The organism is Celeribacter persicus (genome assembly GCF_003050785.1).
Classification (GTDB): Bacteria; Pseudomonadota; Alphaproteobacteria; order Rhodobacterales; family Rhodobacteraceae; genus Celeribacter; species Celeribacter persicus.
Map to the genome: position 1 here is coordinate 221405 of NZ_QAOH01000001.1, position 14142 is coordinate 235546.

18 protein-coding genes and 1 tRNA gene are annotated in these 14142 nt (G+C 60.1%); 17 read left to right on the forward strand and 2 right to left on the reverse strand.

Going from position 1 to position 14142, the window contains the following annotated elements; all coding sequences use genetic code 11:
• The first annotated feature begins 52 nt into the window (after positions 1-52).
• The 16 genes from C8N42_RS21465 (at position 53) to C8N42_RS22145 (ending at position 9553) form a co-directional block, all read left to right on the forward strand.
• Positions 53-211 carry a hypothetical protein gene (locus C8N42_RS21465; protein ID WP_170109155.1) on the forward strand — a complete coding sequence of 53 codons (159 nt, stop codon included), beginning with the start codon at positions 53-55 and terminating at the stop codon, positions 209-211.
• A gap of 9 nt (positions 212-220) precedes the next feature.
• Positions 221-1486, forward strand: a complete 1266-nt coding sequence (murA, locus tag C8N42_RS01210) for a UDP-N-acetylglucosamine 1-carboxyvinyltransferase (protein ID WP_107814713.1) — start codon at positions 221-223, stop codon at positions 1484-1486.
• A complete protein-coding gene (locus C8N42_RS01215) occupies positions 1486-1965 on the forward strand; it encodes a DUF2948 family protein (protein WP_107814714.1) in 480 nt (159 codons plus the stop codon). The genes murA and C8N42_RS01215 overlap by 1 nt, the downstream gene beginning before the upstream one ends.
• Positions 1966-2028: 63 nt before the next feature.
• Positions 2029-3336 (forward strand): histidinol dehydrogenase, encoded by a 1308-nt coding sequence (gene hisD, locus C8N42_RS01220; protein ID WP_107814715.1) that lies wholly within the window; start codon positions 2029-2031, stop codon positions 3334-3336.
• A gap of 1 nt (position 3337) precedes the next feature.
• A complete protein-coding gene (locus C8N42_RS01225; protein ID WP_170109156.1) occupies positions 3338-4012 on the forward strand; it encodes a DUF4272 domain-containing protein in 675 nt (224 codons plus the stop codon).
• Positions 4013-4083: 71 nt separating this feature from the next.
• Positions 4084-4560 (forward strand): UPF0262 family protein, encoded by a 477-nt coding sequence (locus C8N42_RS01230; RefSeq protein WP_107814717.1) that lies wholly within the window; start codon positions 4084-4086, stop codon positions 4558-4560.
• Positions 4561-4564: 4 nt separating this feature from the next.
• Positions 4565-5020, forward strand: a complete 456-nt coding sequence (locus tag C8N42_RS01235; protein WP_107814718.1) for an arsenate-mycothiol transferase ArsC — start codon at positions 4565-4567, stop codon at positions 5018-5020.
• Between the two features lie 33 nt (positions 5021-5053).
• Complete coding sequence (locus C8N42_RS01240) at positions 5054-5467, forward strand: ketosteroid isomerase-related protein (protein WP_107814719.1); 414 nt, start codon at positions 5054-5056, stop codon at positions 5465-5467.
• Entirely contained in the window at positions 5464-6051 is a 588-nt protein-coding gene (locus C8N42_RS01245; RefSeq protein WP_107814720.1) for a GNAT family N-acetyltransferase, read from the forward strand. The genes C8N42_RS01240 and C8N42_RS01245 overlap by 4 nt, the downstream gene beginning before the upstream one ends.
• On the forward strand, positions 6048-6917 hold the full coding sequence (locus tag C8N42_RS01250; RefSeq protein ID WP_170109157.1) for a nitrilase-related carbon-nitrogen hydrolase: 870 nt from the start codon (positions 6048-6050) through the stop codon (positions 6915-6917). Before C8N42_RS01245 ends, C8N42_RS01250 begins: the two co-directional genes overlap by 4 nt.
• Positions 6918-6999: 82 nt before the next feature.
• Positions 7000-7218 (forward strand): translation initiation factor IF-1, encoded by a 219-nt coding sequence (gene infA, locus C8N42_RS01255; RefSeq protein ID WP_009573923.1) that lies wholly within the window; start codon positions 7000-7002, stop codon positions 7216-7218.
• A 17-nt stretch (positions 7219-7235) separates the two neighbouring features.
• Complete coding sequence (locus C8N42_RS01260; RefSeq protein ID WP_107814722.1) at positions 7236-7814, forward strand: Maf family protein; 579 nt, start codon at positions 7236-7238, stop codon at positions 7812-7814.
• Complete coding sequence (locus C8N42_RS01265) at positions 7811-8851, forward strand: ribonuclease E/G (protein ID WP_107814723.1); 1041 nt, start codon at positions 7811-7813, stop codon at positions 8849-8851. The genes C8N42_RS01260 and C8N42_RS01265 overlap by 4 nt, the downstream gene beginning before the upstream one ends.
• A complete protein-coding gene (locus C8N42_RS01270; RefSeq protein ID WP_107814724.1) occupies positions 8848-9054 on the forward strand; it encodes a DNA gyrase inhibitor YacG in 207 nt (68 codons plus the stop codon). The genes C8N42_RS01265 and C8N42_RS01270 overlap by 4 nt, the downstream gene beginning before the upstream one ends.
• A gap of 78 nt (positions 9055-9132) precedes the next feature.
• Positions 9133-9207 (forward strand) — tRNA-Phe (locus C8N42_RS01275).
• Between the two features lie 88 nt (positions 9208-9295).
• Entirely contained in the window at positions 9296-9553 is a 258-nt protein-coding gene (locus C8N42_RS22145; RefSeq protein WP_425430504.1) for a DUF6538 domain-containing protein, read from the forward strand.
• Between the two features lie 276 nt (positions 9554-9829).
• On the opposite strand, the gene C8N42_RS01280 is transcribed toward C8N42_RS22145, so the two are convergent.
• Positions 9830-10657 carry a helix-turn-helix domain-containing protein gene (locus C8N42_RS01280; protein WP_146168231.1) on the reverse strand — a complete coding sequence of 276 codons (828 nt, stop codon included), beginning with the start codon at positions 10655-10657 and terminating at the stop codon, positions 9830-9832.
• Positions 10658-10727: 70 nt separating this feature from the next.
• A complete protein-coding gene (locus C8N42_RS01285; protein WP_107814726.1) occupies positions 10728-12119 on the reverse strand; it encodes a M20/M25/M40 family metallo-hydrolase in 1392 nt (463 codons plus the stop codon).
• A 371-nt stretch (positions 12120-12490) separates the two neighbouring features.
• Between C8N42_RS01285 and C8N42_RS01290 the strand changes: the two genes are divergently transcribed.
• Positions 12491-14119, forward strand: a complete 1629-nt coding sequence (locus tag C8N42_RS01290) for a peptide ABC transporter substrate-binding protein (RefSeq protein ID WP_245889929.1) — start codon at positions 12491-12493, stop codon at positions 14117-14119.
• Positions 14120-14142 lie beyond the last annotated feature (23 nt).

The window sequence follows — 14142 nt, forward strand, 5'->3', positions numbered from 1 at the left end:
CATAAGGTTCCAAGGCTGGACGGACCCGGCAGCATTGGCTACATGGAACGACATGGACACCAAGACCGATCCCAAGCGGAAAAGCGCGAAACCGGCTCCGAAAAGCCGGGACGAGCGCCTGAAAGCGGCGTTGAGGGCCAATCTTCAGCGACGCAAGGCACAGGCGCGCGCGCGCCACGCTTCCGATGAGAGCGACGGCAAGGACGAGTGAGACGAGCGGATGGATTCGATTCTGGTACGGGGCAACGGGCCTCTGAATGGCGATATCGAGATTGCGGGGGCGAAGAACGCCTGTCTCGCGCTGATGCCCGCCACACTTCTCTCCGAGGAGCCGCTGACGCTCACCAATGCGCCGCGCCTGTCGGACATCAAGACGATGACCGCGCTTCTGGCCTCTCTTGGCGCCGAGGTTTCGGCCCTTCAGGACGGCAAGGTACAGGCGATGTCCTCGCACGGGGAGATCAACCCGGTCGCGGATTATGACATCGTGCGCAAGATGCGTGCGTCGAATCTCGTGCTCGGGCCGCTCCTGGCCCGTCTCGGTCATGCGGTCGTGTCGCTTCCAGGGGGCTGTGCCATCGGCGCACGTCCGATGGATTTGCATACCACGGCTTTGGAAGCTCTCGGCGCGGAGATCGAGCTGAAAGACGGCTATCTGCATGCCACGGCCAAGGGGGGGCTCAAGGGGGCCGTGCATCACATGCGCTTCCCCTCCGTCGGCGCGACGGAGAATTTCGTCATGGCCGCCTCCCTCGCGAAAGGCACTTCCGTGCTTGAGAACGCTGCACGCGAGCCGGAGATCGTCGATCTCTGTGACTGCCTGATCAAGATGGGTGCGCAGGTCGAGGGCGCGGGCAGTTCGCGTATCGAAATTCAGGGCGTCGATCGCCTTCATGGCGCGACCCATCCGGTTGTGACCGACCGGATCGAGCTTGGCACCTTCATGCTCGCGCCCGCGATCTGCGGCGGGGAAGTGACCTGCCTTGGCGGCAAGCTGTCGCTCGTTGAGAGCTTTGTCGGGAAACTGGAACAGGCCGGGATTTCCGTCTCCGAGAACGCGCGCGGCCTGACCGTCAAGCGCAATGGCGAACGGGTCAAGGCGGTGGACGTGGTCACCGAACCCTTCCCCGGTTTTCCGACCGATTTACAAGCGCAGATGATGGCGCTTCTGTGCACAGCCGAGGGCACATCCGTCCTTGAGGAAACCATTTTCGAGAACCGTTTCATGCACGCCCCGGAACTCATCCGCATGGGGGCACAGATCGAGGTGCATGGCGGCCACGCGACCGTGCATGGCGTCGGGAAACTCAAGGGCGCTCCGGTGATGGCGACCGATCTGCGGGCCTCCGTGTCGCTCATCCTCGCAGGACTGGCCGCCGAGGGCGAAACCGTGGTCTCACGGGTCTATCACCTCGACCGCGGCTATGAGTTCATCGAGCAAAAGCTCTCCGGCCTCGGGGCACATATCGAGAGGATCAAAAGCTGATGGTGGAAGATGCCCGGTTCGAAGACGGTGGAGAGCGTCCGCTGGCGCTCAAGGCGATGGACACGGATGACCTGACGGTGATTTCGGCGCTGGTGCAGGACGCCGTGGTGCCGATGGGCGAGATTTCCTATGATGCGACGCATCGCCGCTTTGCCCTGCTAATCAACCGCTTTCGCTGGGAAGATGTCGAGGCCGCCGAAAAACGCAGACGTCCGGTCGAACGGGTACAGGCGGTTCTCATGTTTGAGGATGTGATGTCCGCGCGATCTTCGGGCGTGCCATCCGGGGACAAGGAAATGATCCTGTCCATTCTCACCGTCACGTTTGCCCCGGCCGAAGACGGCATGGGCACGGTCGAAATCACGCTCGCGGGCGACGGGGCGATTGCGCTCGATGTCGAGGCGCTCGACGTGACACTCAAGGATGTGACCCGGCCCTATGTGGCTCCTTCCCACAAGGTGCCGAAACACGACGACTGATATCCGCGCGTGCTTGTCCGGCGCCGTCGGGCGCTGTATGGCGATAGGCCAAAGGAGACCGACATGCCCCATTTCCTGTCCACCACGGATGCCGATTTCGAGACCCGCTTTGCCGCTCTTCTGACGATGAAGCGCGAGGACAGCCCGGATGTGGACGAAGCGGTGGCAGGGATCATCGCGGATGTGCGCACACGGGGCGATGCGGCGGTGCTGGACCTGACCGCGAAATTCGACCGGATGGAATTGACGGCGGAAGGGTTGCGGTTTTCCGAAGATGAAATTGACGCCCTCTGTGCGGAGGTTTCGAATGCGGAACGCGAGGCGCTTGAACTCGCGGCGCAACGCATCCGCGCCTACCACGTCCGCCAGATGCCCGACAACCAGATGTGGACCGATCCGGACGGGGCCACTTTGGGGTGGCGCTGGACGCCGGTGTCGGCGGCGGGACTTTACGTGCCGGGCGGGTTGGCATCCTATCCGTCGTCCGTCCTGATGAACGCGATCCCGGCGAAAGTCGCGGGGGTGGAACGTCTGGCGATCACCGTGCCGACGCCCGACGGCGTAGCCAACCCGCTGGTGCTTTTGGCCGCTCGTATCGCAGGTGTCGACGAAATTTACCGTATCGGCGGGGCACAGGCGATTGCGGCACTTGCCTATGGCACAGAAACCATCGCACCGGTCGACAAAATCACCGGGCCGGGCAACGCCTTTGTCGCCGCCGCCAAGCGCCGGGTGTTCGGCAAGGTCGGCATCGACATGATCGCCGGGCCGTCCGAAATTCTGGTGATCGCCGACAAACACAACGACCCGGACTGGATCGCCGTCGATCTGATGTCTCAAGCCGAACACGACGAGAGTGCGCAGTCGATCCTGATCACCGATGATGCGGAGTTCGGGCGTGCGGTGGCGAAAGCCGTGGAAAAGCGGCTTGAGACGCTGGAGCGCCGCACGATTGCGGGTAAATCCTGGGAAGATTTCGGTGTGGTGATCACCACCCGCGATCTCGATGAGGCGGCAGAGCTGTCGGATCGGTTTGCCCCCGAGCACCTTGAGCTTTGCGTCGAAGACCCGGATGCGCTCTCGGAAAAAATCCGCCACGCGGGGGCGATTTTCCTTGGCGCATGGACGCCTGAGGCCATCGGCGACTATGTCGGCGGGCCGAACCACGTTTTGCCCACAGCACGTTCGGCCCGGTTCTCCTCGGGTCTGTCGGTGATGGATTTCCTGAAACGCACCACACTGGCGAAAATGTCGCCCGAGGCGCTCAAGGCGATTGGCCCGGCGGCGGAACGTCTGGCAAACTCCGAGAGCCTCGAAGCGCACGGCCTGTCGGTGCGCGCCCGTCTCGACCGGCTGAATGAAGGCGCATGAGATGAAGCTCTTCGAGCGCGTGTTCGGATCGAAAAAAGACGCGGCAGAACTGCGCAAAGATCGCGTCATCGCCCGCCTGATCGACGAAGCCGTCCCAAGCAACGATTTCCTGCCACCGCATATAGCAGTGGGCGAGGACATCCGACGTAGCGAGGAAGAGATCGTGACCCGGCTTCTGGGTGCAATGATCTCTGCGGTGAAGGGCGAGACCCGCGACGACGAATTGATCGCCAAGGTGATCGCACAATACGGCGCGGAGGATTGTTTCACTCCCGAGGAGCGCGCCTTCATCGACACCCCGGAGCCCTCGGACGAGGCCTGTGTCAAATTCGCATGGCGCTACGAGGGGGTTTATGTGCTCATGTGGGCGCTCGGCTTCTTCGACACCCTGCCCTATCCGACCGACATCGTACATGTACCCGACATGGGCAAGCTGATGAGCCGTCTCGGGCGAGAGGGGTTGCTCGCCGAGGCGCGTCTGCGCCCGCAGGATGACATCCTGAACGCGGCAGAGTTGGCCTATCGCTACAACTGGGCCGCCACCAATGCACGAATGAACAACCGCCCTGCGCCATCCAACCTCGACGCAGGGGTTGTCTACGAACGACATTATGCGTTCAATTGGCTGGTCGGATATGGCAAGCAATCCTGGGACACGATTTCCACCGACACATAACCGCCATACCGAACGGCACAGCCATCATGGCGCAAGGTTTAAGACACGGGCATAAAACGGGCGAACACGCGATGAGCAAACTGATTTCCGTCAAGATCGACGAGGCGGGCCTTGCGCCGCCGACGCCCGAGATCGAGCAGGAGCGCAAGGTCGCGATTTTCGATCTTCTGGAGGACAATTCCTTCACCCTGCCCGCGCGCGACGACCGGCAGGTGCCGGAAGGACCATTCAAGCTTTTGCTCGCGATCCGCGAACGCCGTCTGGTCTTCGATCTCACCACGGAAGAGGGCGAAAAGGCGGCGGAGTTCCATCTCTCGCTCGGGCCGTTCCGACAGGTGGTGAAGGATTACTTCCAGATCTGCGAAAGCTATTTCGACGCGGTGAAGAAGATGCCGCCCTCACAGATCGAGGCCATCGACATGGCCCGGCGCGGCATTCACAACGAAGGCGCGCGGGTGTTGCAGGAGCGTCTAGAAGGCAAGGCGGAAGTCGACATAGATACGGCGCGGCGGCTGTTCACCCTGATCTGCGTGTTGCACTGGGGGTAAGGACGTGGCGGCAGATCTTCCCCATTCGGTTCTGTTCTGCTGCGACCACAACGCGGTGCGTTCGCCCATGGCCGAGGCATTGATGAAGAAATTCTTCCCCGGCGAGGTCTATGTCCAGTCGGCGGGCGTGCATTCCGATCTCGAAGTCGACGGGTTCGCTGTCGCCGTGTGCGAAGAAATGGGCGTCGAACTGCACCGCCATCAGGCGCGCTCCTTCGATGATCTCAAGGACTGGGGCGACGACATTTCTTCCTACGATCTGATTGTCGCGCTCTCCCCCGCCTCGCAACGGCAGGCGCTGGAACTGACGCGCTATTATCACCTCGACGTGGAATACTGGCCGATCATGGACCCCACGGGCATCGGCGAGACGCGCGAGGCGAAACTCGACGCCTACCGGCAGGCCCGCGACCAGATCATCACCCGGATGCAGGCCCGCTTCGGCCCGCAAAAGTCCTGATAGCTCACCCTTAATCGTTGCAAGGATTCCCCCATGACCCAACATCGCGCGGAAACACTGGCGCTTCTGACCCGCTATTACGAAGCCTTCGCCGCACACGATCATCAGGCCATGCTCGATTGTCTGACCGAGGACGTGGAGCACCGGATCAATCAGGGACCGGTGGAGCATGGCAAGGAGGCTTTTGCCGCCTTCATGGAGGCCATGGACACGGCCTATGAGGAGGTCCTGACCGATATGGTGCTTTTCGCCAATGACGCAGGCACACATGGGGCGGCGGAGTTCCGGGTGCTTGGCAAGTATCTCAAGACCGCCGAAGGCTACCCGGAGGCGAAGGGACAGCGCTACAACCTGCCCGCCGGGGCGTTTTTCGACATTCGCGACGGCAAGATCGCCCGTGTGTCGGTCTATTACAACGCCGAGGACTGGCTGGCGCAGGTCTCATGAGACTGACGTTTCGCACGTTGAAAGGTCCTGAGGTCGAAGCGGCGCTCGACGATCTGGCCCGGTTGCGCATCGCGGTGTTTCGCGAATGGCCCTATCTCTATGACGGCTCGCTGGACTATGAGCGCAACTATATGGCCAGCTATGTCGGCAATGAACGCGCCGTGTTGGTCGCGGCTTTTGATGACGACCGGATCGTCGGCGCGGCTACAGGCTCGCCGCTTGCGGAACATGCAGAGGATTTCGCCGCTGCCTTCGCCGATGTCGATCTGCCGATGGAGACCGTGTTTTACTGCGCCGAATCCGTACTTTTGCCCGCGTATCGCGGCCATGGCGCGGGGCATGCGTTTTTCGACGCGCGGGAGACGCACGCTCGAAGCCTTGGCCTGAGCTATTCGGCCTTTTGTTCGGTGATCCGGCCCGAGGATCATCCGCTCCGCCCCAAAGATGCGCGCGGTCACGATGCATTCTGGCGCAAACGTGGGTACGCACCGATGGAAGGCGTGATCGCCACCTTCCATTGGAAAGACGTGGACGAGGCCGAAAGCTCGGAGAAACCTCTACAATTCTGGGGGAAACGCCTGTGAGACTGATCGCGGCGACATGGCAACCGCTGTGGCACGACCGCCCGGAGGCGTGGCTGGACCGGTATCGGGACGCTCTGGCGGAGATCGCGGCGGATCGCGACACATTGGTGGTCTTCCCGGAATATGCGGCGATTGAGGCGGCGTTTTACGGCGAGGTTTCGCTCGATGCGCGGGGCTGGATGATCCGGGGCGCGGATCATTTCGAAACCTATTGCGATGGCATCCGTCAGTTGGTGCGCGAGAGCGGCGCGACGATCCTCGGTGGCTCCGGCTTTGCCCGCAAGGACGATAAGATCGTCAACCGTGCACTGTTTTGCAGCCCCGAAGGCGAGGAATGGCTCGAAAAACTCATGCCCACGCCCTATGAGCGCGCGCTCGATATGGCTCCCGGCGCGGGGATGCCGATCCTCGACACCCGCTTCGGCAAACTGGCTGCCGTGATCTGTTACGACAGCGAATTCCCCCTGATCGCACGGCGCTACGCCGAGGCCGGGGCGGAAATCCTTTTGGTCCCGTCCTGCACCGACACGGAACAGGGGGCGAGCCGGGTGGAGATCGGATGCCGGGCGCGGGCGCTCGAAGGTCAGATGATCGTCGCCATGGCGCCTTTGGTCGGAAAGGTGCCGGGCTGTGAGGTGATCGACGTCAACCTCGGTCAGGCGCGGATTTTCTGTCCCCCGGATGGGGCCTCCCCGGAGGACGGCACATTGGCGCGCGGACAGAAAAACGCGCCCGGCTTTGCCATTCTGAACACCCTTTCCGAGTCGCTTGCGCAGGCACGCAAAGGCACGGATGTGAGCGTTTTTGCCCACTGGCCGGAGAGTGAAACAGCGCAAAACCCGGTTTTGTTACGTAATTTCCATTAAAACCAGCTTGAAAACACGGCAGTAAAGGCGCATTTACCAGAGCGCCCGCAAACTGGCGGGCGAAATCAATCACGGAGTGACCATGGCCAAGGAAGAAATGCTCGAATTCCCCGGTGTCGTTAAGGAACTCCTGCCGAACGCGACATTCCTGGTCGAGCTGGAAAACGGCCATACGATCATCGCGCACACGGCAGGCAAAATGCGCAAGAACCGCATTCGCGTTCTGGCTGGCGACAAGGTGCAGGTCGAAATGACCCCCTACGATCTGACCAAGGGTCGGATCAACTATCGCTTCCGCTGAACAGCGCCCGCGATCCCATGAAACTGATCCTCGGTTCAGGCAGCCCGCGCCGGAAAGAGCTTCTGGCGCAGCTTGGGCTTGTGCCCGACGAGATCCGGTCTCCTGACATTGACGAAGATCCGCAGAAGGGCGAACTGCCCCGGCCCTATTGCGCGCGTATGGCGCGTGAAAAGGTTCTAGCGGTGCCGCGTGCGGCGGACGAGGTCGTGCTTTGCGCCGACACCACCGTCGCTTTGGGTCGTCGCATCATGGGCAAGCCCGTCGATGAAAAGGAATGCGCCGAGTTTCTTCTGGCGATGGCAGGCCGTCGTCATCGGGTGATCACCGCCGTCGCCGTTGCCCATGGTGACCGGGTCTGGGAAGCGGATGTGGTCACCACGGTGAAAATGAAGCGGCTTTCGGACATCGAACTCAACAGCTATCTCGCCTCGGGTGATTGGCGCGGCAAGGCGGGCGGTTATGGCATTCAGGGGCCTGCGGGGGCTTTTATTCCTTGGATTCAGGGTAGCTATTCCGCCGTCATGGGATTGCCCATCGCGGAGACCGCCAATCTGCTGATGGCGGCAGGCTATCCGGTTTACGGGAGAGACGCATGAAAGGGTCAGTCATCGCACTGGGCGAGGTTCAGGGCAAACGCGCCGCAGCGTGGATCGTCGACGGACGGCTCGAAGATTTCCTGATTGACGCGGGCGAGGACGCCCCCCCTGCCCCCGGCTCGATCTTTCGCGCCAGGGGCGGACGGAGCCTCAAGGGCATGGGCGGCGCGCTGCTCGATCTGCCCGATGGCGAGAAGGCCTATCTGCGCGGCAACAAGGGCCTGAAACCCGGCGCGCCGATGCTGGTGCAGGTCACCCATATCGCCGAGGAAGGCAAGGCCGTCCCTGTCACCACGCGGCTCCTGTTCAAATCGAAATACGCCATTGTGACACCCGATGCGCCGGGGCTGAACATTTCCCGGCAGATTACTGAGGATGAGCATCTGATGCGGCTCCACGATCTTGCCTCCGAGGGCATGGAGGGCGCGGACGAGGCCATGGGGCTGATCCTGCGTTCTGCCTGTGAGAGCGCAGCGTCCGAGGCTATCGCAGAAGACATCGCCGCCATGCGCGAGCTGGCCGAGGCGGTTCTGGCCGATGAAGCCGGAGAGCCGGAATTGCTGGTCGCGGGCGCCGATGCCTGGGAGGCCGCCTGGCGCGACTGGCCCGAAGCGGATGTCTTCGACGACAGCGAGGACGCCTTCGACAATCACGGCGTGCATGAGTTAATCGACGCGACGCTTGACGTGCGCGTGCCGTTCAAGGGCGCGGGCTATGCCTTTATCGAGCCGACCCGCGCCATGGTGGCGGTGGACGTGAACACCGGCGGCGATTTCTCCCCGGCGGCGGGGCTCAAGGCCAATATCGCCCTCGCGCGCGACCTGCCCCGTCAATTGCGCGTCCGGGGCCTCGCCGGACAGATCACCATCGAGCTGGCCCCTATGGCGAAAAAAGACCGTCGCCAGTTCGAACAGAGCCTCAAGGCCGCGTTTAAATCCGAAGGCAATGACACGGTGCTCGCCGGTTGGACGCCGCTCGGCAATTTCGAAATCCAGAAGAAACGTACCCGTATGCCGATTGCGGAGCTGATCTCATGAGCTGCCCGATCTGTGGTGCGGAAAGCGTTCAGAAATACCGTCCATTCTGTTCGAAACGCTGCGCCGACATCGACCTTGCGAAATGGATGAACGGCTCTTACGCTGTCCCGTCGATGCGCGAAGAGGACCCGGAGGAGATCGCCGAAGCACTGGAAGAGGCCCTGCGCGAGGAGTTCGGGAACGAGGCGAAAAAACCTCATTGAAGAGGCGATTTTCCTCTGGACACTCCCCGAACCGCCGACTAGAAACCCGCTACCCGAACGAGAGAGACGTTCACCCATGCCCGGGTAGCTCAGGGGTAGAGCAGTGGATTGAAAATCCTCGTGTCGGTGGTTCGATTCCGCCCCCGGGCACCATTTAACTTCGGTTAAAGCCTTATTATCCAGAGAATACATGACTTTAGGAAGTGCTCGTGGTACACAAGAAAGTACACGGGAACTACACATGGGCTTGGTATTGAAGTACGCTCAACGGACAAAGAAAGGGGCTTGGCGGTATAGAAGGCGAGTACCCGATGATTTGCGCCCGATACTTGGCAAAGCTGAAATCACTAAAGTTCTGGAAGATTCCGAAAAGGAAGCCCTGAAAGCCTACCCTTCTGTGCATCAGGCTTGGTATTCTTGTGGGGCAAGAGGACGCCATGAGCGCCGGACGCTGCAATCGCACCAAGATATTTGCACGTGCCGAAGATTCTTGGCCTGACGACCCGATCGGGCGCGGTTCGGTCAAGCCATGTGGTCAACATGCATACGTTGCCCTTATCAATGCTCGTGCTGCCACCCAGATCATATTCTGGATCAAACCAGATCGACAAAGACCCACGTTTAATATTCCACCACCGTGTGGACCGACTTGCCTTCGGACATTAAATTAAACCCATCGTCTGAAGCAGAGGCTAACTACCACGCAGCCCGAAGAAAGGAATGCTGTGCTGCGACCAGAAGCGGCAGCCTGATATGTTCACAACAGGCGCACACCTCAGATCGCAGGCAACAACGTTCCCGATGCATCGCTTATGGTATTGGCAGCCCGGCTCCAGATATCCACGCCGATCCCCTTGTGGTTCTCAGGATAAATTCCGCAGGTTTTCAGGGCAGGTTTCAAAGCTGTCGACCGGCCCAGATATTCAAACAGAATACGCGAGGCAAAGGGTTTGCGGTCGCCTGCCATGCTGACGCTCATCAAGAGCCCCGGAAGCAGGCTCAGCGCCCGGTGATCGGACGGATAGATCAACATGAAGGAATTGCTGCCGCCGACATGGCTGTCGCGCTCGACGGCATAAATACGCGACGCGTCAAGGAAAAGAAGACTCTCGACCTTGTGGATGCGGCGATTGGATCTGGGGCTGTCGATCCTGAACTGATGCTCGACTGTCTTGCCATAGGTCATCTCATGGTCCTGAAAGATCACGAAAAGCGATTTGATCAGCGCGTCCGGCCAGTCCGGCGACCGGTGATACATGAAATAATAACCGCAATAGCGCTGCAACTCACGCAATGATTGCGCCATTTCACCTCGATGCGCTCCAAAAAAACGCTGGACTGAGATTGGCACATGGTTGGTGTTGGGGCGGGCGAAGACATTGCGGGCGAACTGATCGTGGGGCAACAACAGTTCGGCTTCATCAACTCCGAAAAAATCGGCAATCCGGTGCAGGTTGTGCAGTGACGGGTTGGACTGGCCGCTGAGATACTTGTTGAATTGCTGCCGATTGATCTTCATCCGACGACAGATATCCGCAATGGAGGGATAGCGGTTGCACATGAGCCTGAGGTTTGCGGCCAAGGGCGTGTTTTGTCCGGTCAATGCGAATACTCCTGCACTGGTGGCAGAATGCTTCGCGATGTGACGCGCGTCAATTCAACTTTCCGTCCGCTCACGCCCGCAACGCGGCAAGAATGCGCACCCAGGACCTGATACCCTTGTGAAAGCTGGTCAGGTCGTATTTTTCGTTCGGACTATGGATGTTGTCATCCGCCAGAGCAAAACCGACAAAGAGCGTGTCGATCCCGAGGACAGATTTGAAATCGCCGCCAATCGGGATTGAGGTGCCATCCGGCATCAGCACGGCGGGCGTTTCCCATTCGTCCTCCAATGCCTGCCTGCATCGTGTCAGGGCATCTGAATCGATCGGCATCTCGATGGCTCTGGACGTATCGTAGCCAGTGAACTCAATCCGGCAGTCTTCGGGCATCAGCGTTGTCAGATAATCCCGGAAAGCCGCCCGGATGACATGCGGGTCCTGCCCCGGTACGAGCCGGAAGGACAATTTGGCCGAAGCCTGCGACGGGATCACGGTTTTTGCGCCCACCCCGGTGTAACCCCCCCAGATGCCGTTGACTTCGCAGGTGGGTCTGATCCAAATCTGTTCCTGTGCCGTGAACCCGACCTCACCCGCCGGACAGGACAGCCCAACCGCTGCCAGGACCTCTGCATCCGGCTGACGCAAGGCATCCCAGGACGCGAGCGTTGCAGGCGATGGCTCTGTCACCCCGTCGTAAAAGCCGGGGATCAGGATGCACCCGCTCTCATCCCTCAGCTTTGCCAGAAGATCGGAGATGACATGGATCGGGTTACGTGCCGGTCCGCCATAGGCCCCGGAATGCAGGTCACGATTGGCGGCGATCAGGGTGAATTCCTCGCCCAGATATCCCCGCAACATCGTGGTGATGGCCGGCGTCGTCCGGTTCCACATCTCTGTGTCGCAGATCAGCGCCAGATCGGCCCCCAGCTCGGCCTTGTGCGCTTCCAGAAACGGCAACATGCTTGGACCGCCGATTTCTTCCTCGCCTTCCAGCAGAATCGAAATACGCAGAGGCAGAGAACCCGCCGCATCCCGCCAGGCCCGGCAGGCTTCGAGAAAGGTCATGAACTGCCCCTTGTCGTCAGAGGCACCACGCCCGGAGATCTGGACCCGTCCATCAGGGGCCTCGATGACACATGGCTCGAACGGCGGATGTGTCCAGAGGTCCAGCGGCTCCGCCGGTTGCACATCGTAATGACCGTAAAACAGCACATGTGGCCCTGAATCCGATCCCGCACTCAAATCGTGCCCCAGAACGATCGGCTGTCCTTCCGTTTCACAGAGCCGCGCATCGAAGCCCAGCTCACGCAGCGTCTCAAGGCACCATTGTGCCGCACGATGGCAATCGGGGGCATACGCCGGATCGGTCGAGATACTGGGGATTCGCATGACCTGCATCAGCCGGTTGAGACCCGCGGCAACGTTGTCATCTGCCTGCGCAAGAATAGATGCAATTTCGGTCATATGCCTTCATCCCCAATGTGATACCTCACTTTCTAAGCCGGAATATTTCTCATTGGGATTGCGCCCGGTGACGCGAGTTGCAGCTCTGAACAACTCACTCACGTCACTCATGACGGGGTTTTCCCGCCGCCACTCTCAATCGAACCGTCTCAAACGAAATCTCCATCGCCATATTTATCGGATCAGCCATGGAAAATATGACGCGATGTGACGCGCATGAGATCCTAGTGGCGCAGGATTGGCACCGCTAGCGAAATTGCCAAAAGCCGTGAAGGGAAGTGAAGTTGACATAATGTCTGATGGACCAGAATCCGGGGGCAACACCCGACATCCATCCAGAACCATAACTTCTAGTTCACGGGGAATAAATAATGGGAAAATTCACGACCTATCTTGCCGTAGGGATCATCGGTCTCAGCATGACATCCACACTGGCGCTGGCGGCTGGCACCCACCCGGTTACGGGCGAGGCTCTGGCAGATGAGCAGGTCTTTACCTATCGTCTGTCCGACGAGCCCACCACATTCGATCCGGCACTGGCCGAAGACATCATCGCCTTCGAGGTCATGCGCGATCTGTTCGAGGGTCTGATGAACCAGGACAAGGACGGCAACCTGGTTCCCGGTGTCGCCACGCATTTCGACACCAATGCCGACAAGACCGTCTATACGTTCCACCTCCGCGACAACGCCAAGTGGTCCGATGGCAAACCCGTAACCGCAGGCGATTTCGTCTATGCGTGGCGCCGTGCGCTCGACCCGGCGACAGCCTCGCCCTATTCGTGGTTCATGGAACTGATGCAGCTCGAAAACGGCGCGGAGGTGATCGCCGGAGAAATGCCGCCCGAGTCTCTGGGGATCACGGCAATTGACGATCAGACTCTGGAAATCCGCCTCACGAGCAGCCTGCCCTACTTTCCGCAGATGACCATCACGCCGATCACCTTTCCGCTCCCGGAATGGACAATCACCCAATACGGGTCTGACTGGACGAAGCCGGGAAATATCGTCGGCAACGGGGCTTATGTGCTCACCGAACATGTCTTGCAGGAACGCTCCGTGCGTGAACGCAACCCGCTTTACTGGAACAACGATGCCACGATCCTCGATAAGGTCGTCGGTTTGGTCATCAATGACGAAAACTCGGGACTGATCCGGTTTCAGGCCGGTGAACTGAACTGGACCCAGATCCCCGCAGGGCAATTCACTCAGTTGCATGAGGAATACCCTGACACGGCCAAATCATTCCCGCGTCTGTGTTCGGAGTTCTACAGCTTCAACCTGTCAGACTCGGGGCCGGAAGCGTTCAAGGACGCCCGGGTTCGTCGGGCGCTGTCTCTGGCGGTCGACCGTTCGATCATCACGGACCGGATCATGCAGGGCGGCCAGACGCCCGCCTATACGTTCACGCCCGAAGCCACTGCGGATTTCGTCCTGCCTGAAGGTGGGATGCGGGCGATGAGTCAGGCCGAACGTGATACGCTGGCCGCGGATTTGATGCGTGAGGCAGGGTTCGGCACCGACAATCCTCTGACGTTCAAACTGCTTTACAACACCCGTGACGACATCAAGAAAACCGCCATCGCAATGACGCAGATGTGGCGGCAGAAGCTGGGTGTGCAGGTTGAACTGGTCAACATGGAATGGAAAACCTATCTGAACGCCATGGGGGAACAGGATTTCGAACTGGGACGCAATTCCTGGTGCGGCGACTACAATGACGCCTCGACATTTCTGGATCTCGTGACCACGCGGTCGGGATACAATGACGGGCGTTATGACAACCCGGAGGTCGACGCGTTGATGGCAAGTGCTGGCACGTCCGACAACAGCGCCGCGATTTACACCCAGGTCGAACAGATCATCGAAGCCGAAGCCCCGATCATTCCGGTCTTCCATTTCGCTGCGGCCTCGATGATGGACCCGGATCTGAAAAACTGGCCGGTCAACAATGTGATGATGACCTGGTATTCCAAGGACCTCTACATCGCTGCGGATTAAACCGTCGATCCACCTGCGCCGCC

Bases quoted from the DNA above. Each gene is read 5' to 3' on its own strand.
- C8N42_RS21465 (WP_170109155.1), top strand. From the start codon at position 53: ATGGACACCAAGACCGATCCCAAGCGGAAAAGCGCGAAACCGGCTCCG.
- murA (WP_107814713.1), top strand. From the start codon at position 221: ATGGATTCGATTCTGGTACGGGGCAACGGGCCTCTGAATGGCGATATC.
- C8N42_RS01215 (WP_107814714.1), top strand. From the start codon at position 1,486: ATGGTGGAAGATGCCCGGTTCGAAGACGGTGGAGAGCGTCCGCTGGCG.
- hisD (WP_107814715.1), top strand. From the start codon at position 2,029: ATGCCCCATTTCCTGTCCACCACGGATGCCGATTTCGAGACCCGCTTT.
- C8N42_RS01225 (WP_170109156.1), top strand. From the start codon at position 3,338: ATGAAGCTCTTCGAGCGCGTGTTCGGATCGAAAAAAGACGCGGCAGAA.
- C8N42_RS01230 (WP_107814717.1), top strand. From the start codon at position 4,084: ATGAGCAAACTGATTTCCGTCAAGATCGACGAGGCGGGCCTTGCGCCG.
- C8N42_RS01240 (WP_107814719.1), top strand. From the start codon at position 5,054: ATGACCCAACATCGCGCGGAAACACTGGCGCTTCTGACCCGCTATTAC.
- C8N42_RS01245 (WP_107814720.1), top strand. From the start codon at position 5,464: ATGAGACTGACGTTTCGCACGTTGAAAGGTCCTGAGGTCGAAGCGGCG.
- infA (WP_009573923.1), top strand. From the start codon at position 7,000: ATGGCCAAGGAAGAAATGCTCGAATTCCCCGGTGTCGTTAAGGAACTC.
- C8N42_RS01260 (WP_107814722.1), top strand. From the start codon at position 7,236: ATGAAACTGATCCTCGGTTCAGGCAGCCCGCGCCGGAAAGAGCTTCTG.
- C8N42_RS01265 (WP_107814723.1), top strand. From the start codon at position 7,811: ATGAAAGGGTCAGTCATCGCACTGGGCGAGGTTCAGGGCAAACGCGCC.
- C8N42_RS01270 (WP_107814724.1), top strand. From the start codon at position 8,848: ATGAGCTGCCCGATCTGTGGTGCGGAAAGCGTTCAGAAATACCGTCCA.
- C8N42_RS22145 (WP_425430504.1), top strand. From the start codon at position 9,296: ATGGGCTTGGTATTGAAGTACGCTCAACGGACAAAGAAAGGGGCTTGG.
- C8N42_RS01285 (WP_107814726.1), bottom strand. From the start codon at position 12,119: ATGACCGAAATTGCATCTATTCTTGCGCAGGCAGATGACAACGTTGCC.
- C8N42_RS01290 (WP_245889929.1), top strand. From the start codon at position 12,491: ATGGGAAAATTCACGACCTATCTTGCCGTAGGGATCATCGGTCTCAGC.